Source organism: Alloscardovia theropitheci (genome assembly GCF_004332295.1).
In the GTDB taxonomy this organism is placed as follows: domain Bacteria; phylum Actinomycetota; class Actinomycetes; order Actinomycetales; family Bifidobacteriaceae; genus Alloscardovia; species Alloscardovia theropitheci.
Map to the genome: position 1 here is coordinate 144,485 of NZ_RXLP01000002.1, position 26,493 is coordinate 170,977.

At 42.8% G+C, this 26,493-nt stretch carries 22 protein-coding genes; 3 read left to right on the plus strand and 19 right to left on the minus strand.

The window, feature by feature from the left end:
* Window positions 1–103 precede the first annotated feature (103 nt).
* From EJ419_RS00975 to orn, 3 genes are all read right to left on the minus strand, one after another.
* Window positions 104–1,897, minus strand: coding sequence for a proline--tRNA ligase (locus EJ419_RS00975; RefSeq protein ID WP_205668792.1), 1,794 nt, complete (start codon window positions 1,895–1,897; stop codon window positions 104–106).
* 145 nt (window positions 1,898–2,042) lie between these two features.
* Window positions 2,043–3,464, minus strand: a complete 1,422-nt coding sequence (locus EJ419_RS00980) for a PIF1 family DEAD/DEAH box helicase (RefSeq protein ID WP_131283053.1) — start codon at window positions 3,462–3,464, stop codon at window positions 2,043–2,045.
* Between the two features lie 129 nt (window positions 3,465–3,593).
* Window positions 3,594–4,295, minus strand: coding sequence for an oligoribonuclease (gene orn, locus EJ419_RS00985; RefSeq protein ID WP_131283081.1), 702 nt, complete (start codon window positions 4,293–4,295; stop codon window positions 3,594–3,596).
* Window positions 4,296–4,450: 155 nt separating this feature from the next.
* Between orn and EJ419_RS00990 the strand changes: the two genes are divergently transcribed.
* Complete coding sequence (locus tag EJ419_RS00990) at window positions 4,451–6,169, plus strand: glycoside hydrolase family 13 protein (RefSeq protein WP_131283054.1); 1,719 nt, start codon at window positions 4,451–4,453, stop codon at window positions 6,167–6,169.
* A 38-nt stretch (window positions 6,170–6,207) separates the two neighbouring features.
* Window positions 6,208–6,744, plus strand: coding sequence for a peptidylprolyl isomerase (locus EJ419_RS00995; protein ID WP_131283055.1), 537 nt, complete (start codon window positions 6,208–6,210; stop codon window positions 6,742–6,744).
* A 90-nt stretch (window positions 6,745–6,834) separates the two neighbouring features.
* On the opposite strand, the gene EJ419_RS01000 is transcribed toward EJ419_RS00995, so the two are convergent.
* The gene (locus EJ419_RS01000) at window positions 6,835–8,058 is read right to left on the minus strand and encodes an FHA domain-containing protein (protein ID WP_131283056.1); all 1,224 of its coding nucleotides are present in this window, start codon (window positions 8,056–8,058) and stop codon (window positions 6,835–6,837) included.
* A gap of 39 nt (window positions 8,059–8,097) precedes the next feature.
* On the opposite strand from EJ419_RS01000, the gene EJ419_RS01005 reads away from it, so the two are divergent.
* Entirely contained in the window at window positions 8,098–8,280 is a 183-nt protein-coding gene (locus EJ419_RS01005) for a hypothetical protein (protein WP_131283057.1), read from the plus strand.
* A 60-nt stretch (window positions 8,281–8,340) separates the two neighbouring features.
* On the opposite strand, the gene EJ419_RS01010 is transcribed toward EJ419_RS01005, so the two are convergent.
* The 15 genes from EJ419_RS01010 to EJ419_RS01080 all read right to left on the minus strand — a co-directional run.
* Window positions 8,341–8,637: a WXG100 family type VII secretion target gene (locus tag EJ419_RS01010; RefSeq protein WP_131283058.1), complete on the minus strand. Its 297-nt coding sequence runs from the start codon at window positions 8,635–8,637 to the stop codon at window positions 8,341–8,343.
* A gap of 109 nt (window positions 8,638–8,746) precedes the next feature.
* Window positions 8,747–9,529 carry a hypothetical protein gene (locus tag EJ419_RS01015; RefSeq protein WP_131283059.1) on the minus strand — a complete coding sequence of 261 codons (783 nt, stop codon included), beginning with the start codon at window positions 9,527–9,529 and terminating at the stop codon, window positions 8,747–8,749.
* Window positions 9,530–9,541: 12 nt separating this feature from the next.
* Window positions 9,542–10,969, minus strand: coding sequence for a hypothetical protein (locus EJ419_RS01020; protein ID WP_131283060.1), 1,428 nt, complete (start codon window positions 10,967–10,969; stop codon window positions 9,542–9,544).
* The gene (locus EJ419_RS01025) at window positions 10,970–11,554 is read right to left on the minus strand and encodes a hypothetical protein (RefSeq protein WP_131283061.1); all 585 of its coding nucleotides are present in this window, start codon (window positions 11,552–11,554) and stop codon (window positions 10,970–10,972) included. It abuts the gene before it with no gap.
* Window positions 11,555–11,631: 77 nt separating this feature from the next.
* Entirely contained in the window at window positions 11,632–11,937 is a 306-nt protein-coding gene (locus tag EJ419_RS01030; RefSeq protein ID WP_131283062.1) for a hypothetical protein, read from the minus strand.
* A gap of 76 nt (window positions 11,938–12,013) precedes the next feature.
* Complete coding sequence (locus tag EJ419_RS01035) at window positions 12,014–12,586, minus strand: FHA domain-containing protein (RefSeq protein WP_131283063.1); 573 nt, start codon at window positions 12,584–12,586, stop codon at window positions 12,014–12,016.
* The gene (locus EJ419_RS01040; protein ID WP_131283064.1) at window positions 12,587–17,167 is read right to left on the minus strand and encodes an FtsK/SpoIIIE domain-containing protein; all 4,581 of its coding nucleotides are present in this window, start codon (window positions 17,165–17,167) and stop codon (window positions 12,587–12,589) included.
* Window positions 17,168–17,306: 139 nt separating this feature from the next.
* Entirely contained in the window at window positions 17,307–21,254 is a 3,948-nt protein-coding gene (locus tag EJ419_RS01045) for an Ig-like domain-containing protein (protein WP_165496183.1), read from the minus strand.
* A 53-nt stretch (window positions 21,255–21,307) separates the two neighbouring features.
* Complete coding sequence (locus tag EJ419_RS01050) at window positions 21,308–21,766, minus strand: hypothetical protein (RefSeq protein WP_131283066.1); 459 nt, start codon at window positions 21,764–21,766, stop codon at window positions 21,308–21,310.
* An 18-nt stretch (window positions 21,767–21,784) separates the two neighbouring features.
* Entirely contained in the window at window positions 21,785–23,503 is a 1,719-nt protein-coding gene (locus EJ419_RS01055; RefSeq protein WP_131283067.1) for a serine/threonine protein kinase, read from the minus strand.
* A gap of 44 nt (window positions 23,504–23,547) precedes the next feature.
* A complete protein-coding gene (locus tag EJ419_RS01060; protein WP_131283068.1) occupies window positions 23,548–24,447 on the minus strand; it encodes a hypothetical protein in 900 nt (299 codons plus the stop codon).
* A gap of 90 nt (window positions 24,448–24,537) precedes the next feature.
* Window positions 24,538–25,353 (minus strand): Bax inhibitor-1/YccA family membrane protein, encoded by an 816-nt coding sequence (locus EJ419_RS01065; RefSeq protein ID WP_131283069.1) that lies wholly within the window; start codon window positions 25,351–25,353, stop codon window positions 24,538–24,540.
* A gap of 99 nt (window positions 25,354–25,452) precedes the next feature.
* Window positions 25,453–25,788 carry a hypothetical protein gene (locus EJ419_RS01070; RefSeq protein ID WP_131283070.1) on the minus strand — a complete coding sequence of 112 codons (336 nt, stop codon included), beginning with the start codon at window positions 25,786–25,788 and terminating at the stop codon, window positions 25,453–25,455.
* A gap of 49 nt (window positions 25,789–25,837) precedes the next feature.
* The gene (locus tag EJ419_RS01075; protein WP_131283071.1) at window positions 25,838–26,188 is read right to left on the minus strand and encodes a hypothetical protein; all 351 of its coding nucleotides are present in this window, start codon (window positions 26,186–26,188) and stop codon (window positions 25,838–25,840) included.
* A 21-nt stretch (window positions 26,189–26,209) separates the two neighbouring features.
* Window positions 26,210–26,493, minus strand: a 284-nt coding sequence (locus EJ419_RS01080) for a hypothetical protein (RefSeq protein WP_205668794.1), incomplete at its 5' end; no start/stop codon positions are given.

Genomic DNA, 26,493 nt, shown 5'->3' on the forward strand with positions numbered 1-26,493 from the left:
AGTATCAAGGTTTACTTACACAATAAAGCCGTACCTGTTAGATATAAAATTGGGATTCATGGTGCGATACCATGAATCCCAATCTCCTATTGATGTGAATTATTTACAATTCACGTACACTCTTGATAATTGCCTCGGCGGCTTCTTCAATCGGCACTACTTGAGTATCTGAGCCATCGCGGTGACGGATCTCAATAGTACCGTTTGCAACGGTATCTCGACCAGAAACAGCAATCAATGGCATACCCAAAAGTTCGGAATCCTTAAACTTAATTCCAGGAGAAACCTTTGCACGATCGTCAAAGATTACTTCCACACCTGCTGCATCCAAATCAGCAACAAGTTTTTCTGCAGTATCAAATGCTATCTGATCTCGTCCTGTAGCAATGACATGAACCTGAGCTGGGGCAACGGAAGCTGGCCACTTTAAGCCATTTTCATCATTATGATACTCAGCGATACAACTCATAACGCGAGATACACCGATACCGTAGGAGCCCATCCATACAGGTACAGACTTACCATTCTCGTTAAGAACATTTAATCCCAATGCTTGAGAGTACTTCAAACCAAGCTGGAATACTTGTCCGATTTCTACACCACGTTCCAAACTCAACGGACCAGATCCATCTGGGCTCATATCTCCAGTGCGTACTTCGACTGCTTCTACGAAGCCATCAGCTTCAAAGTCGCGACCGTATACAGCATGGAATACATGCACTCCCGGTAAATCAGCTCCTGTAATCCACTCGGATCCGCGTGCAATATGTGCATCAAGCAAATACTTGATTCGCGATTTGCCTTCATCATCGGCATTTTGAGGACCGAGCACACCAGGCCCGATGTAGCCCTTAACAAGCTCAGGGAACTTCGCTAAATCTTCTGGCGTAGCTTCCTCAATTTCGGCTGGCTCGAAGCTAGCTTCAAGACGCTTCATATCAACTTGACGATCACCTGGCACGCCAATAGCAACTATTTCACGCTCGCCAGTCGGGTGCATAACAGCAATCATCAAATTCTTGAGAGTATCCCCCGCTTCATAGGTCTTTCCATCAGAGCGAGGATGCAGTTCATTCGCCTTGTCAACAAGAGATTCGATAGTTGGCGAATCAGGAGTTTCCAATGCAACCATAGCTTCGGTCTGACTATAGTCGATATCATCTGGCTTCACAGTCGTAAGCGCTTCAACATTCCATGACGTTCCAGATGGTGCTAAAGCGAATGTGTCCTCACCAATTGGCAAAGGCGCAAGGAACTCTTCGGAAGCGAAACCACCCATTGGGCCAGCATTTGCATGAACCATGACATATTCGACACCTAAACGCTTGAAAATGCGCTCGTATGCATCACGCTGCATATAGTATGACTTTTTTAAATCCTCTTCCGTCATGTCAAAGGAATACGCATCCTTCATCACGAATTCGCGACCACGAATCATTCCAGCGCGTGGACGGAATTCATCACGATACTTTGCATGGATTTGGTACAACGTCACAGGAAGATCTTTATATGACGAATACATGTCCTTAACCATGAGGGTGAACATTTCTTCAGCCGTTGGAACAAGAAGATAATCAGCTTCATGGCGATCCTTGACACGGAATATGTTATCGCCATATTCTTCCCAGCGATTAGTTGCCGCGTATGGCTCTTTTGGAAGCAAAACTGGGAATTCAACTTCCTGTGCTCCCGTGACTGCCATTTCTTCACGGATGATATTTTCAATCTTACGTAAAACCTTAAGACCGAGTGGTAGCCAAGAGTAGAGACCTGGCCCCACTTTACGGATGTACCCAGCACGGATAAGCAACTTTGCAGATGTTACGTCTGCATCAGATGGATCATCGCGCAATGTACGCAAAAATAGTTGTGACATACGAATTACTTGTGAGCTCATAAACCACAAGATTATTCGCGCTACACGACTTTGGGAGCGCACGTTATAAAGTACTGTGTTCTGTGTAAGTATGTTCTCTATCGAGTCTTATAAATTCATTGATGTGAAAGCTCGGCCAGATCAATTTCGCATCAGGAGGACGATATTAAAACAGCGCTCCCTGACTAAATTCATCATCCTCCTCAGCTACGGAATTTATCGGCTTTTGCATAGCTCGAACGGCCAGCGCATCTTCTTTTGACAGTACAGCTACTGCATTATCCGAATTTACACGAAGTTGTGTATCAAGAAGAACAGCATCCTGGCTGACGACAAATGCACGTGGATTCAGACCTTGAAGGTATAGCCCATCTAAACCCTGCACTCGAGACATCGCCACATATCCCATGCCGGGCGCAAAAGTTCGTTGTAAATCCATGACTGCGCGATGTAAAGTCATTCCCTGTGATTTGTGAATCGTTATACCCCATGCACATCGCAATGGCACTTGCGATACCACTGCTAGAACCGTTTCAACGTCAGTAATTTCCCAATCAGCTGGCTTCATGGTCACGATATGCCCATTATCAAATTCGACAATCGGCCATCCACCTTTTGACGCTGACGTAAAGGATTTCACGATTCCAAGAGAACCATTGACGTACTGCTTATCCGGATCGTTACGCAACGCCATAACACTTGCTCCCTCACGAAGAACAAGATTTTCAGGAGCAAGCATAGTCTTTTTAAGACGGTCAACAAGCTGAGCTGATCCAGCGCTCGTAGCTACAAAAGTATGGGCAGGACCAGTTAAACGATTTAATTGAAGATCATTAAGCGTATCTGCTTGTTTATTCGAGGGAAAAAGATGAGTAATAATGTCATTATCATCATAATCTGCCGTGACTCGCTGAGCTATCGTGTCGTAATCGCCTTGACTAACGTTTCCTTCTCTTATAGATGTCAGCACGCTTAAAAGCTGACCATCATCTTGCCGATGCTGCTCTGTCAAATAGCACACAATCGGGTTAAGAGTATCCCACGCAAAAGATTCAGTAATAAATCCTTCCATATTCTTACCCTGCAAAGCATATTTTTCTTGCATCTGCATGGTCTCTAGGGATACCCCTAAAATATCCGAATTCCGCGAGGACACCGACACCGGTGGTAGCTGGAAGAAATCACCCGAGATAACAACCTGCAATCCCCCAAAAGGTTCATTATTTTTGCGAGCGCGTCGACATACTTCATCCACGAGGTCGAAAAACCATGCATGAATCATTGACACTTCATCAATAACAAGAACGTCAGCGTTCACTAAAGACTTCTTACGCCTGGTCAAAATCCGTTTCATAACTGCGTCAGTTAGTGCAGTAGAAATACCGATACCACTAAAAGAATGAATGGTCTGACCGTTGATATGAGTTGCGGCGATTCCCGTTGACGCAGTTACAGCTACCGATTTGCCGTTTTTACGCGCCTGAGTAATGAATTGGTTTAAGACATATGTCTTACCAGCTCCGGGCGCACCCGTGAGATACACAGATGCGCCTGCATTCATTATGTCGAGAGCTTGGGATTGGAGCATAAAAGGCTTTCATTGTTCGGCACTGTAGCTTAACGGGCTATGCTCGTATGCGTTTATTGCAATTTTATAACATTTGCAATTGTTCAGCGCACACGCTAATAGCATTCTCAAAGTTACAGAATAGCGAATTTAGTAGTCGGCTTTTTCTGGAGTACTGCTATCAGTAAGAGCATTCCCCTCTTTTTCGTACGTGCGAAGCAAACTTGTCGATTCAATATACTGCGCACCCGATTGAGCTTCTTGTTCAGTTGGTAAATCTTTGACGAACATCATCTGACGGTAGTAGCGCAATTCATCAATGGACTCAATAATGTCCGCAAGTGCACGATGTCCACCATGCTTAGCAGGTTTATTCTCATACACTGCAGGATACCAGCGGCGGCTTAATTCCTTTAGTGTGCTCACATCAATAATACGATAATGCAAATTACTCATCAATTGTGGCATGTATTTATCGAGGAACTTTTTATCTGAATGAATTGAATTTCCAGCTAAATGAGCTTTACCATTGCCTTGCGTCGGGAGAAACTTTTTCACGTATTCAACAATTTGTTTCTCTGCTTCTTCCAGAGTCAAGCCATTGTCCCATTCAGAGACAAGACCAGAAGACGTGTGCATATGACGTACAAAATCATTCATATGGTCAATTGCAGCTTGGCTTGGCTTGATAACCAGATCAATACCTTCATCAAGTACGTTCATATTGAAGTCGGTAGGAACGACAGAAACCTCGCACAACTCGTCATTATTAATATCAAGACCAGTCATTTCGCAATCAATCCAAATAAGACGCGACTCTTCAGCGCTTAATGCACCTGTTTCTTGTGCCATCATTCCTCCAATTTTTCTATCCTTGGCTCACTAACTACGTTACTGAACGAAGGAGCATCGAAATCTTTATTTCTTCTCATTAGACTACTCCTGTGCATGGTCTCTTCTATAATGAAAACGTTATCATTGAACTCGCAACTTAATGGAGAGAAGCTATGACTCACAATACAGTAAACGCTGATTTGTGGTGGCAAAATGCCGTTGTTTATCAAATCTATCCACGATCTTTTGCTGACACCACAGGAAATGGATTGGGCGATATTAAAGGCATCACAGCTCATATGGATTATTTGGCCAAGCTTGGCGTAGATGCGATTTGGCTGTCACCATTCTATCCTTCCGCGCTTGCTGATGGTGGTTACGACGTAGACGATTATCGTAATGTGGATCCTCGTTTAGGCAATATGGACGATTTCGATCAGATGGTTCATGCTGCACACGAACGCAATATTAAAGTCATCGTTGATATCGTCCCAAATCATAGCTCGAACCGCCATGAATTCTTTAAGGCAGCTCTCGCTGCCGGCAAAGGTTCTCCTGAGCGAGATCGTTATATCTTCCGTGATGGTCGCGGCGAAAACGGTGAGCTTCCTCCAAATGATTGGGAATCCATATTTGGTGGTTCGGCATGGCAGCGTGTAGAAGATGGTCAATGGTATCTTCATATGTTCGCCCCAGAACAACCTGATTGGAATTGGGATAATCCAGATGTTCATCAGGAGTTCCTCACCACTCTTCGATTCTGGTGTGATCATGGTACTGATGGTTTCCGTGTTGATGTGGCTCATGCTTTGAAGAAGGACATGAATTCTCCAGAACTTGATCAGGTATCTCCTCGAGATGGCGCTGATCGAACCGATGGTTCACACCCTCTCTTCGATCGTAATGAGGTTCATGAAATCTACGCGCAATGGCGAAAGCTCTTCAATGAATATAATCCACCACGCTTTGCTGTAGCGGAAGCATGGGTACATCCTGCTCGCCAGTATCTCTATGCTAGCCCTGACGACCTCGGGCAGATTTTCAACTTCGCTTTTGCAATGAAGATGTGGGCTCGCAACAATTTCCATGAGGCTATTGAAGCCGGTATTGAAACAACAGAACGTTCAGGATCTACTGCTACATGGGTTATGAGCAATCACGATTTGATTCGTCATGCTTCTCGTTTCGCTTTACCACAAATTCAAGCACCAAATGAGCATCAGATTGCTACTGATTGGCTTCTTCGCGATGGTGGTACTTATGAGGAAAACCGCGAACTGGGCACTCGTCGATCTCGCGCTGCTTTACTTCTCGAAATGGCACTACCTGGTTCAGCATATGTCTATCAAGGCGAAGAGCTTGGCCTCTTTGAAGTAGCCGATATACCTTGGGATCAGCTTGAAGATCCAAGCGCATTCTCAAGCCATGACAATGGTAAGATTAAGGGTCGTGATGGCTGCCGTGTACCATTGCCATGGATTGGTTCTGATGCTGAAGGTTCATTTGGATTCTCGCCAGAAAACGCTTCTGAGAGGCCTCATCTTCCTCAACCTCAATGGTATAAAGATTTTGCGGCTGACGTAGAAGATGACGATCCAGACTCCATGCTCAACCTTTATCGTGAAACTTTGCGTTTACGACACGAATTGCAGGCAACTGATCATACAATCGAGTGGCTTGATGAAGACAAGGAAAGTGGCTTGCCAGATGGCGCAGACGGCAATATGGGCGGCGTCATCGCGTATAAGCGTTCGAACGGATGGGCAAATATCACTAACTTCTCAGCAACACCAGCGGAGCTTCCTCATGGCACAGTTCTCTTAACTTCTGGTCCGCTCACAGCTGATGGCAAGCTTCCTCAGGATACTTCTGCGTGGATTCAGTTAGACTAGTCTTACCGACAAATACACGTCTTGTACAAGGAGTAATAATGCAAGCAATTATGCACACCACAATGGGCGACATCACTATCGAACTTTTCCCTGAGGATGCACCTATCACCGTCGAGAATTTTGCAGGTCTCGCGACAGGCGAGAAGGAATGGACCGACCCACTTACTGGTGAAAAATCTCATGAGCCTTTTTATAACGGATTGATTTTCCATCGCATTATTAAGGACTTCATGATTCAAGGTGGAGACCCACTAGGAACTGGTGTAGGTGGACCAGGCTATAACTTTGATGATGAAATTAACAAGCATAGCTTTGCTGAACCATACAAGCTTGCTATGGCTAATGCTGGGCGCCGTCCAAATCCATTTACTGGAAAGCTTTCCGGAACTAATGGCTCACAGTTCTTCATTACTACGGTTCCAACTACATGGCTTGATGGTAAGCACACCATTTTTGGTGAAGTGACCGATGAAACATCACGCAAGGTTGTAGACGCTATTAATGAAGTGGCAACCGATGCACGCGATAATCCGCTTGAACCAGTTATGATTGAATCAATCGAGATTATCAAGTAAGAGGCATTTCCCTTTAGCTATTTCTCCAAGAAGGTGGAATCATATATAGTATGATTCCACCTTCTTGTCGTATTACATATATTATGCTTTTTAGCGTTTTTCGAGAATGAAATCCTCTTCTGCTAAACGTAATTTTACCGGACTGGTTGCGTGAACGCTATGATGCGGTGCGATTCTCGCGTCATTGACATATGTCCCATTTCGAGAACCCATATCTGTTATTTCAAAGCCATCGCCTGAAATCTCTACTGTCACGTGAATACGACTAATATCTGAGTTCCCGCTGACGTGAATAAGACTTCGTGACGATCTGCCAATTGTTGCTTCATATGCTGCCACGGGGTACGTCTTACTATCCGACAACCGCGTCAGAACGATGAGAGCATTGGTTCCGGTTCCAAGACTTCCCCAGGAATTATTATCCTCAACAGATTCGTATACTTGATTATCCCGTATATCATCTATGTGCGTATAATTTTGAAGACACTCATCTACCTTCTCATCGTCATGATTCGTCTCATTTACTGCAACACCGACCATTTGAGGCTCTTGCGCGAACTGTTGACTTATATCATTTACGTTCCTCAAGGAATCCGCCGAATAGTTAATAGCCGAAAATTGCGGTAATGCAGTAGTTGATGAGGCAAGAACTGTTGCACCATCTGGTGGAATATCAAGTGACGAATTTGCAGAATTAGTTTCCGTCGTACTCGATTGAGCATTATCCGTTTGAGTAGATGCAGTATCTGGGATACTGATTTGTCCGAGAATTTGCTTTACTGTTTGAATATCGTACGTATATCCAATTGTCGGCAATGTGCGAAGATATCCACGCACTGATTCTTCATACCCACTTGAAGCTAAGATACGTTCAGAATGTGCAATAAACCTCAAGAAGTCAATGCATTGTTTGCGAGGTTTCTTCGTAAATACTGGTGCAAAAAGGAAATACCAATTGCCTGTTGCTTCATTAATATAAATATAGTTATGATCCCACTCAATAAATTCCGGATTAGCATTATGCTGCTCGCAACTATTTAAAAGACCTCGAATAAGAGTAGCTACGCTTGAAAAGCTCACCGTCATTGTACGATTTTTTAAAAATTGGGCTACAGATGTCAAGCCTGTGACATCGTAATAATATCTCACGCTTCTTGATGTTACTTCGAAACGCATTGGCAAAAGATATTGACTATATGAACTGACATTAGCAGCAAAAGTTGCCTGCCCCTCATCAGTCGTATCGCCTATAGAAGGATGCATAGTCACAGTTTGCGCGCCGCTAAGGCGATCTAAGCGTACAGAATAATGCATAACTTATCTTTCGTTAAAATCTCCTGATACATTATAAGTATGACTTTCACCGAATTTATAAAAAACAATATTTTTATCATTATTATTGCAATTGCTGCAATAGTCGGTATCGTACGTTTCGGTATTATTGCACCGAATACCTTATTAATGTGGCTATGGATAGCGGTACTTATTATTAACGTGATAACTTTAGGAATTCGTTGGTCTTCTCGTAAAAAATAAGGTAATGGGTGCGTAGGCTTTGTGCCTATACACCCATTACCTTATATGGAAAAGTATAAACTACTGACGTGCAGCAGAAGCCAAAGAGCTATCGAGATCTTGCATAGACTGCTTAGCCTTATCCAAGAAGCTGCTCATACCAGTAAGACCCTGAATGGTCTGGGAAGCACCCTTATTGAAATCGTCATAAGAACGCTGGAATTCTCCAGAAGCCTTATCGGTTACAAAGCCAGAAGCTACAAGCTGATCTACCAAAGACTTGAGATTGCGCAAAGTATTCTGCAATTCCTGCTCGCCAGAATTGAGCTTGCTGGATACTGATTCGAGATCGCCATAGCTGACGTTTACATTTGCCATGAGGGCACCCTTTCTATAAAGATTTATAAAAAACCCACTACTTAGCTTAGCATAGAGCCCGACGACATGCGACACAATGTATCCGCACGTTGTTCTTATTCTCTAAATTTTACGATTCGTCTGTGGCGCTTGCTGCTCCACCAGCACCACCAATAGCAATAAACAAATCAAACACCGCAACAATAGCCGTAAACCACTCATACGCCGCATCCACATCACCACGATCAGCAAAATAACGCATAGTCAACAAATCCATCACAAACGAAAAAACACTAATAACACACAAACCAACAGAAAAAGCAAACAAACCCGGCCTAAACGACGAAAACACCAAAGACACACCCCAAAACACCACAGACACACTCACACCAAGAACAACAATCACCACCCACACACGAGAAAACCACTCCAACAACCAATCAAACACACAAACACTAACAAACCCCGCCACCATAAACGGCACAAAAATAAACCCCAACTCATTCAAACCAAACCAACTCGCACTCAACGAACCGCAAGCTGAAGCAAAACCAAGATCCATTAAAATACCAAAAACAAAAACAACACTTCTTCCTTTCACGGTTTTGGTTACCGTAGAAAACCAAGCAAAGGGCGGCATCAAAATAAACGCCGTAAAAAGTGAAATAAACACGGCGAAGAATCGCATATCTTCATTATCTTGCCCACCAAAATGCAGAGTAAACAAAAAATTCACAAGATACGCTACAGAGCACAAAATCAGAAGTATTAATAACTTAGTCTTTGCCCCTTTAAGGGTATATAATTTTCCACCCGGTAACGCTTTACGCACACCACGACCAGAAATCGACATGACATAACCTGCAGGAAACTCTCCTATTTTCTCCTGCTCAGACAACAAACGCTTCACCATAATAAAACTCAACTATTCAAATAAATTGGATGTTTTAGAAATAAGTTTAGCTATCTTTCCCACATCTCCTGTTAATCCAGGAGCTACGACTTGTACCGCACTAAATGTTTTCGAGATAGTTCCAGCTGCATCATTCGAAGGTGCTGGGTTCGTATATGCTTTATATGCATCCTTTACTGTGCTAACCGAGTTCTTTGCGAAATTAAGCGTAGCTTTCGTATCCTTAGCTGTCTTGAATGCATCCTTAAAAACAAGCTTTAACCCCTTTGAAGCATCGTCAGCTAAGGCATCGCCTTTCACGATATTTGGCATCATGCTCTTAATTACATTGCTCCCAATTTCGTGAGAAATCGCATCTTTAGCGATGAAATATTTACCTTCTTTGACTCCCACATGCTCTCCAAAACCAGCAGCCTTAGCAAATAAAGCTTTAGCCTTTGAAGCCTGAGCAGAATGCTTACCAATTTTCACTGCTTCCGCAGCGCTTTTAGCTTCTCCAACTGCTTTAATGCCTGCTAGACCAGACCATGCTCCCAAAGTCGAAATCAGCAGATTAAACCCGAACTCTGCTAAGCTCATCTCACCACTCAAATACTTTGCACTAGAATCCACCAATGTCACCGCCGAAGCAGCTAACGTTATAGCTGCAAATAGCCAACCCGGTCCCGGAATAAAGATACTGAGTATACCTACTACAGCGCCTACAAATTCAACTATTTGGACGAATTTCTTCCAGCCCTTGCTATGGAAGAAATCATACGCACCTTTCTTAATTTTTTCCATCAAACTCAGCTTCGTAATATTGCCCTGCTGCTGCGCTGTTTGGATCCCTTTCGCCGCTGTCAGAGCAGCCTGATCATAATCAGATTTGGCACGTGCAATAGTTGTCTTAGCAGTTTCAATTGTTGAATCGTATCCGCTTATTCGAGAATTCAGCCCCGCAATTTGCGATTCAACTAACGACCGAGAGGACTCCAAATCACTCTTCTGCTGATCCGAATAACCTGAGGTATCACGATGATTAAGACTGCGTAAATTATCACGTTCGTTATTGAGCTGTGTCTGTAATGCTTTCTTGGAATTGTATGCTTCTATCGCCTCTTCTAGAGCATGGCCAGCTACCCGCTGCTGAGTACTCATATCTTCAGACCATGTATCAAGCACAGTTGATACGCTCTTCATTGCATCATGCAAATCTGAGATTTTCTGAGGAAAATCCCCAAGCATATCGATAAATGCCTTACCAGACTCGCTCATCAACATAGTTGATGAACTATTCGCTTTGCTTTTCACTTGTTGAAGAGCGGTAGAAAGTTCAGAAAGAGGAGTTACATATTTGCCATTAATATGCGCGGACAAAGAGTCAACTGATTGAGGGTTTCCCGGAACAGGGTCAGACGAGAAACCTACAATATGCCATTCATCACTACTTGGTCGCATTTATTCATTCCCCTTATAATCATCAATCTCCAAAGTTCGTGTAATTGCTTCAAACAATTGAGCGAGAGCATCCTTGATATCTACATTTGGCGAGTAGATAAAGACAGAGAGTACACATTTATCAAGCGGCACAAGCGTACGTAGAACTACGACTGGTGTATCTTGTAGAAGCTCAATACCATATGTCTGGAAAACTTTGCCAGCATGAGGAAGGTGCGCGATTTGCACATCTACACCCTGAGGACGTGTTTCGTCTGCCGTCGTATACATCTCATAGAACGTGTCAAATATGCTCTCCCCCTCTTCAGGCATAAGAAGAGGCAACGTTTGGCCCATAAGAAACATGCTGAGAGAACCATCAGATGTAGGTGTCACATAGCTTGCCACAAGATTTGTACCGCTCTCAAGAGCATCATTGAGCTGATCAGTGATGTCTTTTTTCAGAAGTAACTTGCGCGATTCAAGTTCAGGAACAACGGCAATCATATTATCCGCCATTTCTTCAGCCGTTTCGCTCATATTAGCTTGGGTCAAATTGATACGATTCCAATTCTCTGGAATATTAAGCGAGTAACCTACTGCCATGTCTTTATCGCTTCCTATGAGGTCTAAATATGCTTATTCGTATGGTATTAATTCAATTGATAATCGTCTAACAGTTTTTAATACGATGAAGAAGAGCCACTTTCATCGGATTGTGTTAGTACTGATTGCATATCATTATCAAGATTCGTTGTTTCTTCAAGAATTTTGCCCAAATATTCGGCAAGCTTTGTCGTATTCTTTGTAATCTTGTCACGTCGGTCATCTAGTCCATTGAAGAGGTCGTTGAGTGCCGAATTAACTTTTTCACCAACTTCAGCTGCTGAAGTATCAGTGCGTGCCATTTGTTCAAGAAGTGAGGAAGTGTTGCTTAAGCTTGTTTGGAGTTCTGATACTTCTTCTTGCTTCACAACAAATTTATCCATAGAATTTTCCTCTCATCTTTGCTCAATGAAATTATACTTTTGTGTCTCAACCTGAATACCTTGAGCAGCTTGGATTTTACGCTTCGTTACCGTTTACATTCACATAATCAAACTGAGCAGTAAATGAAGAAAAAGCAATCATCGTTCCTTGAGCGATAATCTGTCGGCTACGAACAGATAATGGCTTATCTCCCATCGGAGTCCGTAACCATGTACCATTCGCGCTTCCCAAATCCTCAACCCAGATACGTCCAAAGTCATCCATTCCGCAAGCAAAATGCTCACGCGAAACTTGCCCAGTTGGATCATTAACAATTACGATCTGCGAATATTTATCAGAATGTGACGGCATACGGCCAACTAAGCATGCCCCATTGAGTACATATGATTGACCATCCGAAATGGTAATCCTTGCGCGTAGCTTAGATGATACAGGAGTATGAGATTCCTCTTTCTCGCGTTCTCGTTTACGCATTGCCTCATGCTGTTCGTCGCTAAGCACTTCAATCGCTTCCAAATTATCACGACTAGCATGTCGTGTCAGAGGCGGAATATCTAGTAATTGAGGAGAAACAAGGGACGCTGAACGAATTGGACTCAGTTTGTTACCGATTCCTAGAAGACGCTTTATCCATTTCATGGCTATCATTTACTCCTTTGTTTCCTCAGGATTCATATCGCTAGATACTGGCATAGCCATTTGTATCTGCGCTGAAATAGAACCGACATGAATAAATCCTCGACCTTGTGGCTTACTATCCATAACATCGGTACGCTTGAAATGCATACCAATGTAATCTGCATAGGACAATTCTTCTGGACGAAGCACAATACCTTCACGCAGATTTTTTACACGAGCGCCCCAGTTTCCAAAGCCAACAGGGAATTCGCTAGAATCACCAGCAACGACAAGGCCAAAGCCATGCGATTCAAGAGTGAGAATATTATTACTCAACCAATTGCTTGCTGGTATATCTGTGAGCAATTGACCGTCATCCATAACAATTATCGTTTTCTCGCTACTGTCTAGTGCTTGCGTAAAGAGCTCTTCCGTCACATCACTTGAATTAGTGATAATTTGATCAATACCTTCTACGCCTTCAAGCTGACGCAGACCACCTTTACGAGGGGCGACACAGATAACACGATATCCAGCTCTCGCAGCGCCTAAAGCGATACTCATAACTGCAGTCGTCTTTCCAGCACTTCTGCCACCGTAAATTGGCAATACCGGCGATTCAACTGGATTCCACGCAATGACATCGTTATCTTCCCCGCCAACGCCCAAAGGAATAGTATTGCCGATGACACCACGCATGTACACGTCATCAAGCGTAATCTTCGCTGGCATTTCTTCGACACTAAATGGACGTCTTATTCGTGGTACGCCTTGATCTCTTTCCGCGCTTAATGAACGACCTGCTTGACGAATGAGATTTGATTCATCTTGGCCTTGGATTTCTTTATCAATCAAAGCTATTTGAAGTTCTCTTGCCCCGTCTGAAGCAAAGCCACGACCTTCTGTAATTTCATCTGGAACGTCATTATTTCGCATTCCGATAAGTGAATAGTCTGTTTTGTCTACAAGTCTAAGGATGATTTTCTGCTCAGCATAATTGGACATACGCCCTGAAAGAAGTTGCTTATCTCCAGTAAGAATGAAGTGGACTCCGCTCGATACTCCTTCGCGCATTAAACTTTGTACGCGAGAAACAAGTATTCCATTGTCGTATGTATCAAAGTTCGATACATAGCCATCCCAAGAATCAAGCAAAACTAAAGTATGCGGCATTGTATGCCCCGCATTAATTGGGTCAGTATTATACTCATCGACGCTAGCATATCCACCTTGAGAAAGTATTTGAGCTCTGCTGCTTACTTCTCGCTCCAGTTTGCCTAAAAGACGATCAATTTTTTGTGTCTCACTTCTTAAAGCAACTACACCTACATTAGGAAAAGAAATAAGTGGCGACAAGGCGCCGTTACCCGCATCAATGCAGTATATATGCAAATCTTCACAACTATACAAGCTCGAAGCTGAGTATGCTATTGTGCGAAGCGCGGTAGATTTGCCACTTCGTGTAGTCCCGATAATGAACAAATTGCCGAAAGATGATAATTCAATATTTTCTGGAAGCTGCTTTTGTAGATCAGGATAATCTGCAAGAGCGAAAGGAATTGGAGGGTGAGATCCGTGTAAAACATCGGATACATTTTCAGATACTTGAGCAAGGTCTAGACGATTGTCAAGCGCTGGAAGCCATGGCTTACGCTGGGCTTCAAATCCTGCCGACTTAGTTGCCTCGCTGATAGCTGTGACCAATACCTTCAAATCAGTAACCGATACATCACTTGAATCTTTTTTATTGTTTCTTCTTTGTGGAATTGGTTCGCCAAGATTTTTATCGTTCACAGCTACGACGAGCGGAGCTTCTTTTCGTTCCTGCGACGATTGTCGAGGATCAATATAACGTCCCCCTACACGTGCTGACTGGAACGGGATCAGCGAACTCGAGCCAAGTCGAACGACAGCGCGGCCTGGAGTGCTTTTAGAGATAAGCCCTGCATCTTTAGCGTCAATAACATCTTGGCTTTCTGAAGCATCAGTCATACGCAAAGCGATACGCAAGTTTGTATTAGCTCTAATTTCAGGAGAAACGACGCCACCTGGACGCTGAGTTGCCAGCAAAAGATGAATACCGAGAGAACGTCCTCGCTGGGCAATATTAACCAAACCAGTAACAAAATCAGGAAGTTCACGCGCCAAGGAAGCAAACTCATCGATAACGATCAGCAATCGTGGAAGTGGCTTTAGCTGAGGATTCTTCACTGCATAATCGGTATAATCCTCAATGTCTTTTGCTCCGACCTGTGCAAGTATGTGTTCGCGGTAATTGAGTTCTGCACCAAGAGATACGAGAGCGCGAGTAACGAGATGATTATCCAAATCAGTTACCATACCCACGGTATGAGGTAAATTCACACAATCCTTGAACGCTGCTCCACCCTTATAATCGATGAGCACAAAATTCATAGAATCTGGCGTATTAGAAACAGCGAGCGAAGCCACAAGCGACTGTAAAAGCTCGGACTTACCTGAACCAGTGGTACCACCGATTAATCCGTGCGGACCATCTTTCGACAAATCAAGCTGGAATACACCATCGACGGATTCGCCTATCACAAATTTTGTTGATCTCGGACTCATATTCCAACGTCGCAAAATCTGTTCAGTACTTGGTGTTAATTCAAGCAATTTCAACAGATTCGAAGACGTAGGGATAGCAGATTCGGTTTCGTCCGGACTTCCATCTTCAATTGGCGCGAGGGACATCGCAACTGCCTCGGTCCAATTTTCTGAGACAAAATCAGGCATGACATCATACACGTCATCAGCTATATTCGATCGCACATGAATGACATTATCCTCAGCTGAAACAACTGTTTGGCACTCTTCTGGAAGTAGTCGCTCATCTGTATCGATACACATTGTGTAAATTCCTACACGCGCGCCCTCTTGAAGCACTCGGATAGCACCCGGAAGTGTACGAATAACGTGCGCATTATCCATGATGACAACGATGCTATTGCCATTCCATTCTTTTTGAGCATTATTCTTTATATCTTCAAGACGCGCATCGAGAATTTGGGTAAGCTCAGATAAGCGAGTAGCTACGGTTGCTGAAGTCGTAGAAATTGTGCGAACGGTATCTTGTCCCATTTGTGGACGTGTTTGTGGCAGCCATTGCGCAAAATCCCAATTGATATGTGTTCCAAAATCGCCTCGAAGATTTGGGCTTAACACATACAAACTTAAATCACGCGTTGAATGCAATGCAGCCAGCTGAATTGTGGCGCACTGTGACAGAGCACGTACAGTTTCTGGGGCTCCAGAAATACCTAGGCATTTTGCTTGAGGAAGTAATACCGCCACGGGGTGATGATGGAGTTCCCACGCCTTAACTTTCTCTTGAGTCAGAGCTGAGGCGCTCTCAATGGTAACCGCCGACGGAATTGTTCCTGTGCCCACGCGAATACCTAACCAGGATTTATCCGTAATTCGTCGATTCCACAAACGCATATCGTGGTTTACTACGATATCCATGACGCGTGAAGGATCAGGATATTCACGTAACGCATCCTCCTGTTCCTTAACAACAGCCGCTTCAGCAGACTCGTTTACATGAGCTTTATCGGATTCAAATTTTTGCATCTCATTCTTGTAGCGAGTATTGCCGCTACGGTTACCCGAAAGGTACGAGGCAATCATCATAACAGGACTCATGATTCCGAACATGAGGTACATAGGGTTTTTCAAGAAATACGCCATGCCCACGCTCATTGCAAGAGGAAGAAGGGTTGAGATAATAGGAATCGGAGCTTTTGCTGGCTTTATTGGTTCAGCCGGCATAGTAAACTTTGTCGCTTCTGCGTATGTATGGATTTTTGGAGGACGAGCGAAAAGCCAATATCCGCTTTCAGTTCGAGCATCAACCGGGACTTCTTCATCATGCGTATTAGTAATCTCAATAATGCATTCGGGAAGTACTATATGATCTCCGAAAGCGATTTCTGTTGCTTCAATAATTTCTTCATCATCAACAAAAATACCTGAATGAAGCTCTTCTATTTTCTCTTTCTCTCGATCAGAGGCAGCCTTCTTTGCGGACTTTTTTACACCTTTTTCAGGATGCTTAGCACGTCGCTTTTCTTCTTTCTCTTGTTTCTTTCGTAACTTTGCTGCCTTTTTTGCATTCTTATTTGGCGCATCTGGAGTTCCAGTAATATTTGGATAAATTTTAAGAAAATCTTGCGAAATATCCAGCATAAAATCGGAGCTCATCGAAAATTCATCAGCATTAAGCAACGAACTAAGAGAGAGCAATCCATACGACAAATCGTAAACTTCACCCGCATGAATACCGCCAATGAAACGCAATTGCACACTGCTAGGCTGTCCTTTAACTCTCGGGCGAGGATCGAATACTGCTTCTTGCCCCTGAGTAAATGTAATCCATGAACCCTCGTGTAGACCTATTTCTTGTATTGTCTGATTAATTTCGACAATGCGCCCATCGACACCGATATGTACCGTATCGCGAGAGTTAGTATGTGCAGCAATGGACAGTGCTGGAAGAAGCTCCTGCAAAGAACTGTTGTCGCTACTATCGATATAGACACTGTAGCGCACACCCTGCGAAGGGTTATGAACGGTGACGATACCTTTCATGACTTCTCCTCTATAAACAAGCGCAATTTGAGCTATTATCTTTATACAAAAACTGGATTCCCTCAGGACTAAATTGAGCGACGATCTTATTCATTGCCCGACTTAGCACCATGTATGAGGAAATCCAGAGATGGTCAATTTAGTGGTTGAACGGATTGCGACGGTATTGAGTACGACGATGACGAATAACCAATGCCAATGCAATCAACATGAGCAGGATAAGTGCTGCTGCTCCTACGAACATGATAATTAATGTCATCACAGCATGTTCTCGCATATACTGCCACCATGATGTAGCTACAGCCATATCATCATAGGAGACGATGGTCCTATTACCCGCTTCATCATAAGCAGTTAATTGAATATCATGATCTTTCGCATCTGAATCAAGCTTATATGTGGCAGGCGATGCTACAAGTTCATCTCCGGTCCACTGCCCTACAGTTTTTCCATCGACTCGTAATGCAACCTTGCTCAGTTTCAGATTATCTTGAGCTTGCACAGTCAGAGTGCGACCATCAGCACTATAGAATACCGCATGAGATTGCGCACCAATCACGCTCGCAGATGGCTTTGTATTATCTACTGCAAAGTTAATATTCACAGCATGAGTGCGAGACTCATCCTTCTTATCCATCGTATTTTCTGATACGTTGCCAGCTTTATCGACGGACGAAACGATAACACGATAATATCCATCATCTTCAAAATTCTGAGCAGGAATTGTGTATCGTGTACGACTCCATCCCTTGTCATCTGTAGCTACACCCGAATATTCAGATGTATTGAGAATGCGCGATGCTGAATCATGAGCGATAACAACCTTAGTCTTATCTGTCTCGAGGCCTGAAACATTGATCTCATCGATAACAACATTTCCAGTCTTCTTAACGAACTTTCCGCGAATCTTTGCTGTATCTTGCGACAGCGCATATGTAGAGCCGAAACGGTTCACAGAGAATGTGATGCTCTTTTCTGTCACGTTCTCAGCTTCATCGGTCATGCGCGCGGTAAGCGTGTAGACATCATCTGAATCGACTTCACGTGCAAAATCAGCAAAGCTTACTTGGCGTGACTGTGCAGTAATAGAGTCTGCAAATGACGTCACTTTGCTCACGTTCTCATGACGGACAGCTTTCAGAGTGAAACTTGTCTTCGACGCGTTGAAGTTCGTATCGTTGAACAAAATCTGAGGAGCTACTTTACCGTTATATGCAGTCTTATCTTGGATATTAGCGAAATCAATAGTTGGCTTTGTTGTATCAATAATAAATTCGCCAACCTCAATCGTGTTTGATGCAGCGTTACCAGCTAAATCTGTAGCAGTAACAGTCATAGTATAGCGTCCATCACTTGTAAACGATACGCTCGTGCTGTAAGTAGCAGAGTCGCCACTTTGATTCCAGGATCCCGCAGCTGGGCCAGCTGTTACACCCGACTGTGCATTCATAGCCCAAGTCGTATTGACCTTAGTATCTTCAGTACTAAAATTGCGTTCAACCTGCGAGATGGTCGCCACACGTGATGCATTAAAATACTTTCCATTAATAACATTGTTATTGTCAAATGTCACGCTCAAAACTGGCGCAATAGTGTCCACAACAAATTCGTCATGAGCTGATTGTGCAGCGTTACCAGCGGCATCTTTGTACTGCGCATCAACAATCCAATTACCGTCAGAAGACGCATCAAATTGAGCAATCCAAGGACCATTACCATCATTTTGTTTGAAATCGCTGAGCTTCACCGTCGATGAAACGTTGCCATCTTTGCGCGCAACGACCACATCATCGTCATCAGAAAGGTCACGCATTAGTGAGAAATTGCTTTCGTTAATTGTCACCGTTCCATGACGATGTGCTTTATAGTATTTCTCGTTTCGCACATCATTATTGTCATATGAAACACTCATCTCAGGCGCTGTGGTATCTACTAGCACCCCTTTGAAACCATAGACATCGCTCTTACCCTGAGCAAGCTCAGCAAGTGAGTGCGAATGGTCTTCGTTACCAGCTTTGTCCTCTAAGCGAAGATAAATCTCATCGAGCTTAACGACACCATTGTTATCATCAATATCAAAAGACACTGAAGAGCCATCATCCGACTTTGTGAGTGTATAGCCAGGGTACTCACTTCCATCAGCACGCACCAATGCAAGCTTGTCCTTATCGACGCCTGATGTAGCATCTTTAATATCGCTAATCGTTAGACGCAAATGCGAGGACGAAACAAGCCACTTATCTTTGGTGCTCTTGTTCGTCTTTTCCTGTGGCTTAGTCGCTTGAGGATTGTCGGTAGCTACCGTAACTTTACCGGCTTGAGGCGCAGTGTAATCGATGACGATATTGTTTCGAGTACCCGTGTGCTTTTTATAATTTACGCTTATATCGTAACGTCCTTCTGCAGGCTTATTGTCTTTGCTCTTCGTGTATTCACCAAGACTAAAGATATTGGATGTATACACGCCTGGACTAGTTTGCTTCCACTCAGAGTTTGCAAAGGTCAAATTTTTGTTATCAACAGGTTTACCATCACGAGTAATCTTTAAGGCTTCGCTTACTTCAGACTCATTAAGGTACTTAAAGTATTCAAGCCAACGATCCTTAATAATAATACGGAATTTCACATCATTCTTATGATATTCATTCGTATTTTCACTACCATTATTATTTACAATTTGGATCTGCGGGTTTTCGTCAATTTCCAGACTCTTCATCCACACGATTTCCTCAAGATTATCTTTCTTGAAGTTATCAGTAGCATCTATGAAATCCATAATTGGACGTGTCTGCTTATTTCCATTAGCATCACGATAAGTAAGGGTTATGTCCTTAACCTTATAGACACCTTCCCGTGGAAAATCAATTGTAGCTGTTCCATCTTTGCCGATAACCACGCTTTGAGATGGTACGCGTTCTGGTCGCTCATTTGGGAAATAGACCGCAGGGAAATTCACCTGGATGCTCGTGCCTTCTGGCAACTTCGGTTTAACGCCTTGAGCATCAGCAGGTTCAGTGCTCTGTGCGCTTATTTTAAGCTTAATTTGCCTAATGGTAGTGAAGAAATGAGTAGTAGTTCCATCCCAAACTTTTGTCGAATGATCCGATCCAATTCCGTCAAAAGAAACATTCGTAACGTCAAGCTTTCCGGCTTTGACATACGTGTCAACTGACATATCCTCATCATCATTGCCATTAACTGCAGTTAGGGCACCACGAATCGGACTAAATCCTGGCGTTGGACGAAGCGTTATCGAATCCTCACTAGAATTAAATTCATCAACCAATTGCGGAACATCGATAGAATTATTAGCCGTATTCACTGTCGTCTCACGAGTAATCTCACCACGAGATTGTCTAGCCTTATTTAAGAAAAGTGGTAAAGCATTTATATTATGCGCGTTTATATAATCCTTCGCAGCTTCAACGCGCTGAATCAAATTCGGAATAGTGAAGCGAACCTTTGTCACATGCCCTAATATTGGTAAATTACCTTTTTGATTAAGATTAACTATCTGTTCAGAACCATTATCATAAGTAACAATAAGTTGAGCACCATCAGTACCCGTAATAATATGAGCAGGCAAATCTCCAGAATTAGGAACATCGTGCAAAGAAAGATTATCAAATCGCCCGTCAGAGTATAAAACAATCAGTCTAATGTCACGAGTATCTACCGCCCCACTTGTAATATCAAATGAGAAGTTTCGACCTTGCTTTTTGGCAAGAGTATATGTCGGCGCCGTGGAATCGACATAATAGTAGATATCGTTAATAGTATTTGCGACGCCGCGAGCGCGATTGAGCGAAAGTGTTGTTTTCTGTCCTACATAATATGCATCTGCATGATTATCTTGTGAAAATATCCAATCATCAGACGGTTTAATAGATGCACCAGTAAAAAGGGCAGCGCTGTCATTCCCCGCAGTGCTCTTTCCCGCAGACGGATCTACAGTAGTCGTCGTTTCAGCAGCATACGCATTCTGATTGTGAGAATGGTTCTGACTCATTACTGCCGCTACACCGCTTGCGCACAGGACACTCAATACCACGGCACAAACCATGCGAATAATCGTCTGTCTCTTCATCTCTCGCCCTCTCATATTAAAATACTTGCTCTATTTACTGCTCGCTCGTTATCTCAAGAGTGTTTAGCCAAAGTCGTAACACCCTCATCATCCACATATTTTTGAGCGAGAGTAGTTTCTCCTTCATCTTCGTCCATTATAGATGAAAGTTGTGTATTTCTACTAGGAGCTAGTGTCGTTTCACCTTCATCCATATCAGCATCAGAGCTAAATGTAATCATCGAGCTCAATCCAGATGAATCATCCATCTCATGAATCGTTGATGGATTAGCAGCACGCGCATGTCGCCCATATGAGCGGTTCGATACTCTTTCTTCGCTGTCGTCAGTTCCCCATGTGCCCCATCGAGAATGGCGCATCTGTTCAATTTCCTCACTCTGTGCACGCCCTGAGAGAATTTTCTGGATATCGCGAATACGTAACGCCTTGTATAAAACGACAACTGCTATAAATAAGAGAATCGTCGCTACTAAGAATACAATTCCTAAAATACGCCATACATCTGCGTCCATTATTGCTCCTCTTACTACTTACTGAGCTTCGTTCTCATTCGTGTAAGCACGATTAACTAAGTCTAAAGTTGTTTCTTTATTGTCAAGAATCGATTTGCGCTGTTCATCTTGAGTCACTGTGGATGTTCGTGTCTTTTCTACAAGTTGGAATGTAGCTTTCGTCAGCTCATCCATAGTATCTTTTTTCACACCATCCGCATGGAAATTACGACCATACACTGTGACTGCGTTAATAACGAGATTCGCTACATCAAATTTAATGACAACGTTATTCGAGTGCTGAGCAATTTTCAAAATCTTTTGCAATCGCGCAAAGTACGGCTTATACTTACCCGAGTCCGTTCCTTGAGCGATAAGCGGGACTATTTGCGAATTAAAAACTGCGATATCAGCATAAACTTCTGCTAAATCGTGTTTATCAAATTCACTAATACCCGCAGCGTTTCTCATCCATGGTTCCGCAGCACGAATGCGAGCGCTTCGAGCTTGTTCAGTGACGAAACGAGCACCCTTATATTCGTCGTTAAATCCATCAAAGTAATACCAATACGTATTGCCGATATCGTAGCTCAGCTGTGCCCAATCGACCGGATTGCTTTTCAGCTTCTGCGAATTTTCATTAATCGCGGTATTGAGTTGATGCTCTTCTTGACTCGACAGGCTCTGATCAGAAATATAGAGTTTAAGAAGTAATTCAAAAGGTTCGATTGAACTCGGGCGAATCCTAGATGCCCTGACATACGCATCCGCTGCAACTGTCTGATTAGTTGTTTGATTGCCTTTACTAATCCAATAGTTGTAATCACTATTGGCTACAAAAGCTGATATACCAAAACTTGCTATGCTCAATCCTGCTGTGATAGCTGTTGCGATAACGACCGTCAGAAACTTTCTATACGTCTTTTTCAAAGCTAGCTGATGTGCATCATCTTGCTCTTTATAATGCCGCAACGCATACGCCATATGGCTTTGCGATTCATACCTCTTATCGGGATCGGTCGCTGTTGCCTTTAAAATAATCTCTTCGAGTCCTACTGAAAACTCTGGATTAAATTGACGCAACGGCGAAAACCCATTGTTACGAGGATGCGAGGCTGTCAAGAGATAATACATCGTTGCACCCAAGCTATATATATCTACACGTTCATCGTATTGAGCATTATAGTCAAGCTGCTCAGGAGCTGCAAAACCAACCGTTCCTAAACGACGACTATCCCCTACAGTCGTTTGAATATGCTCCGTTTGTACTTCGCGCGCAATGCCGAAATCGATAAGCTTAATATTCCCCGAAGGGGTAAGCATAATATTAGATGGCTTTACATCACGGTAAATTACCTGTGGTGATCGTTGGTGTAAATATTCTAAGATATCGCATAATTGGATACCCCAATTCACCACATCTTGCTCGCTTTGAACTCCTTCTGTTTTCAAAATATCTGCCAGAGTACGACCTTCAACATAGTCCATAACGACATAAAGTCGTCCAGATTCTTCAAAAAGATCAACAATACGAGGAATTGCCGGATGATCAAACTTTTTAATGAGATTTGCCTCTGTGGTCAGGCTTCGCATAACGACATCACGCTCTTGTGCATCGCCTAGCAAACGAATCTCTTTAATTGCCCACTGCTTGTTCAAGGTCTGATCAATTGCTAAATACACAGTGGACATACCGCCCGCTCCAATGAGAGTTGCGATACGATAACGTTTACCGACGATACTGCCTAATTGTGCCATAGAAAACCTTCAGAATAAGAAAATGAGCTAACTACACGATAGTATTACACGCGTGACTGAAGCAAAGTGATATTGTCAATTACTTGTTTGATAGCATGCATTGTGATGGCATACACGTCTTCATCAGTACTTAATTGAGGATAGTCACATATTTTTTCAGAAGTAAAGCCACATGCATCATCTGTGCGTACTGCGGAAACTTTAATTCCAGAATCACTACTCGTCATAAGTAAGGCTATATCTTCAGCAATGTCATAATCATCTAGATTTATGTATTGCTTACCAATAGCCCCCACAAGAAGCTGTTTATTAAGAATGCTTGGAGCTGTAACTACTACTGGAATCTCTTCATCGGTCCAATATGATGTAATCGTGTGCTGGCTCTTGTCGTAGCTTGTTTGCGCTCCATATGATGTTAGGATTTCATTAATGCGATGGAGCAAATCTGTGTTATCATGATTTGCGAACTCTTCTGACCAATTACGCGACATCGTAATGCTCTCACCGGCGTTATCATCCTGGAAAATTTTCTGATCAAGCCACGAGAAATACAAATCCATAGCAAAAATTGCTTCTTCAATACCTTCGTATAATTTCTCAAGACCATCAATACTATGTTCCACGATTATTTGAGCACACAGCGCAATCGGATCTTCATCATCATGCTTGACAAACCCAAAAGGATACACATATGCGCTATTCCATTCATTTGCTATATGTGCAGCATCACGATAGTCCAATTCTCGATCTCGAGAATTCCACAGACCTGTAATACGTATCTTAGAATTATCCACATTAAGAATAAGTACTCCAGAAACAAGGTTCAACGATAGAAAATCATCATCGTCATGAAGTTCAAATTCATATCCACGAGTAAAAAGTTGTTGCTTAAATTCATGGAGTGCATCAATGTGAGAGTTAAAAAGTGCAGATTCCATCTTCATCTTCCAATGTTTTATATAACGCAGCTATGTATACAATACCAAGTGGCGATGAAAAATGATGAAGAATACGATCTTGTCACCTAACATGTTCTATTCATTATTATCATTTGTGCTCTTGAGTAGACCAGCAATACAGAAAATAATATCTAAGACTAGTGAAAAAGCAGCGGCCCACTCATACCGATTATGTAACTTATTCAAAGAAGAGAAATACTCTATCGCTTTTAGATCAGCAAAAAACGATGCAACCGCAAAAACAGTAACAATCAAACCAGAAAGAATCCCAAGCGCACGATTACCCTGAACAAGCAAATTAATCAATACAACAGGAATCATTGTTAACACTAAAACACGAGCAAAACCTTGAATCCTGCTATTCACCCTGCTCATAATAAAGCCCGAACACAGAATACATATCACGGCCGCTGATACAACACTTGCACTAATAGGAACAACAAAATCATTATCATGGGCCCAACATGCAAGGCTCCACGCAATCGATCCGCACAAGAAAAACTCATACACACGACAAAGAACAAAAGTAACCTTTGTATACTCTGATGTCCACCATAACACATAGAACAATAAGAAAAATAACGAAATAAATATCGGGGTAAATATCACAAAATTATAAATTCCGTCCTCATTGCGTAAAGAATTGAACTCTAGATACACGTAGGATAATACGAAAACAACGATGCTAAACACTAAAAAGGACAACGCCTTTATTTTCACTCCTCTAGAATTAAAAGCCTTCTCACCCTCAGGACGTACTACATACAGAGGTTCGTGAAGGTTGGCATCCATAAAGAAGGATAAATCCCCTGCGCCATACAAATCATGCGTGCTCAGCTCTTCTCGGCCAAGAACCCAACGATTGCGCTTATACCATTTCTTATTAACCATAATTAATCGTTAAAATCATTATCATTAGCTTTAGCAAGTCCTACTACGCATATAATGATATCGAAAACCAAAGTGAACGCGACTAACCACTCATACTCACTACTGACCTGACCAGAACCAAAAAAAATACGATACCGTCTTCATATCAGTAAAGAAAGAAAACATACCCACACCAGCAAACACCAAACCACCCAAAACACCCCACCAAGCATTACTAGGAAGCAAGAAAGCAACAAACGCTGCAGCAACACCCGCAAATAATAAAATCCCCGTCAACCAGGCAACCTTACTATTAACAGAAACACCATCATTTAGCCTATCAGAAAACACCAAGCCCAAGCCAGCAACAGCAAATACCAACACAAACGCCACAACAACAAACGAGTTCTCTATCGCCCACCACGCAAACACACATGAAATCGCTGATAGTGTCATAAGCTCACAGATACGCGAAGCTATATAAGCCCACCGTTGACGTTTATTACTAAACCACGATAGATATAATAAAAAAACACAGCACCCCGACTGACATAAAAATAATAGGTAAATCTTTTTCAAGCTCAGTTTGCGCATCAGAATATACAGTACCCCGAAAGTAGGTAACTATAAACACGATTGCCACTACACAGGCGAAGAAGAAAGTCTTACGCCTCACACCACGACGCGTAAACGCACTATGAGTACTATCAGGACGATACAAATCCTCCGGCAAAACAGCATCCATAATATACGATAAATCCGTGCGCTGATACGAATCATCAAACTCAAACACAGACTCATCAGCAGTATCATTCAAAACCTGAGACATACCCTCACCATCTACACCATCAGCCATATCCACGCTCAAACTCTCATCTCACTTACCCTGGAAGAATTCAATAATCTTCTTCGGCCCATCATATAACTTCGAATACCCCTCACTAGTAGCCTTCATCCACATACTACCCGCAATATTCATCATAGTTTTAACACCCGATGACGTAGTATCCTTATCCTCATAATTGTTCCGAACTAACCCATAAAAATTCTTCCCATTCTTCACTCCCTCCTTAACAAGACTTGTCGTATCTTTAACCACAATCTCCGTAGTCATAGTCGTAAAATCAGTCTTATGCTTGACAATGCCAGGAAGATATAAAT

Coding starts and splice junctions, on each gene's coding strand:
- EJ419_RS01025 (WP_131283061.1), bottom strand. CDS start 11,554: ATGGCAGTAGGTTACTCGCTTAATATTCCAGAGAATTGGAATCGTATC.
- EJ419_RS01050 (WP_131283066.1), bottom strand. CDS start 21,766: ATGGACGCAGATGTATGGCGTATTTTAGGAATTGTATTCTTAGTAGCG.
- EJ419_RS01015 (WP_131283059.1), bottom strand. CDS start 9,529: ATGGTGAAGCGTTTGTTGTCTGAGCAGGAGAAAATAGGAGAGTTTCCT.
- EJ419_RS00995 (WP_131283055.1), top strand. CDS start 6,208: ATGCAAGCAATTATGCACACCACAATGGGCGACATCACTATCGAACTT.
- EJ419_RS01045 (WP_165496183.1), bottom strand. CDS start 21,254: ATGAAGAGACAGACGATTATTCGCATGGTTTGTGCCGTGGTATTGAGT.
- EJ419_RS00980 (WP_131283053.1), bottom strand. CDS start 3,464: ATGCTCCAATCCCAAGCTCTCGACATAATGAATGCAGGCGCATCTGTG.
- EJ419_RS01000 (WP_131283056.1), bottom strand. CDS start 8,058: ATGCATTATTCTGTACGCTTAGATCGCCTTAGCGGCGCGCAAACTGTG.
- EJ419_RS00975 (WP_205668792.1), bottom strand. CDS start 1,897: ATGAGCTCACAAGTAATTCGTATGTCACAACTATTTTTGCGTACATTG.
- EJ419_RS01005 (WP_131283057.1), top strand. CDS start 8,098: ATGACTTTCACCGAATTTATAAAAAACAATATTTTTATCATTATTATT.
- EJ419_RS01020 (WP_131283060.1), bottom strand. CDS start 10,969: ATGCGACCAAGTAGTGATGAATGGCATATTGTAGGTTTCTCGTCTGAC.
- EJ419_RS01055 (WP_131283067.1), bottom strand. CDS start 23,503: ATGGCACAATTAGGCAGTATCGTCGGTAAACGTTATCGTATCGCAACT.
- orn (WP_131283081.1), bottom strand. CDS start 4,295: ATGGCACAAGAAACAGGTGCATTAAGCGCTGAAGAGTCGCGTCTTATT.
- EJ419_RS01060 (WP_131283068.1), bottom strand. CDS start 24,447: ATGAAGATGGAATCTGCACTTTTTAACTCTCACATTGATGCACTCCAT.
- EJ419_RS00990 (WP_131283054.1), top strand. CDS start 4,451: ATGACTCACAATACAGTAAACGCTGATTTGTGGTGGCAAAATGCCGTT.
- EJ419_RS01070 (WP_131283070.1), bottom strand. CDS start 25,788: ATGACACTATCAGCGATTTCATGTGTGTTTGCGTGGTGGGCGATAGAG.
- EJ419_RS01065 (WP_131283069.1), bottom strand. CDS start 25,353: ATGGTTAATAAGAAATGGTATAAGCGCAATCGTTGGGTTCTTGGCCGA.
- EJ419_RS01010 (WP_131283058.1), bottom strand. CDS start 8,637: ATGGCAAATGTAAACGTCAGCTATGGCGATCTCGAATCAGTATCCAGC.
- EJ419_RS01040 (WP_131283064.1), bottom strand. CDS start 17,167: ATGAAAGGTATCGTCACCGTTCATAACCCTTCGCAGGGTGTGCGCTAC.
- EJ419_RS01075 (WP_131283071.1), bottom strand. CDS start 26,188: ATGGCTGATGGTGTAGATGGTGAGGGTATGTCTCAGGTTTTGAATGAT.
- EJ419_RS01030 (WP_131283062.1), bottom strand. CDS start 11,937: ATGGATAAATTTGTTGTGAAGCAAGAAGAAGTATCAGAACTCCAAACA.
- EJ419_RS01035 (WP_131283063.1), bottom strand. CDS start 12,586: ATGATAGCCATGAAATGGATAAAGCGTCTTCTAGGAATCGGTAACAAA.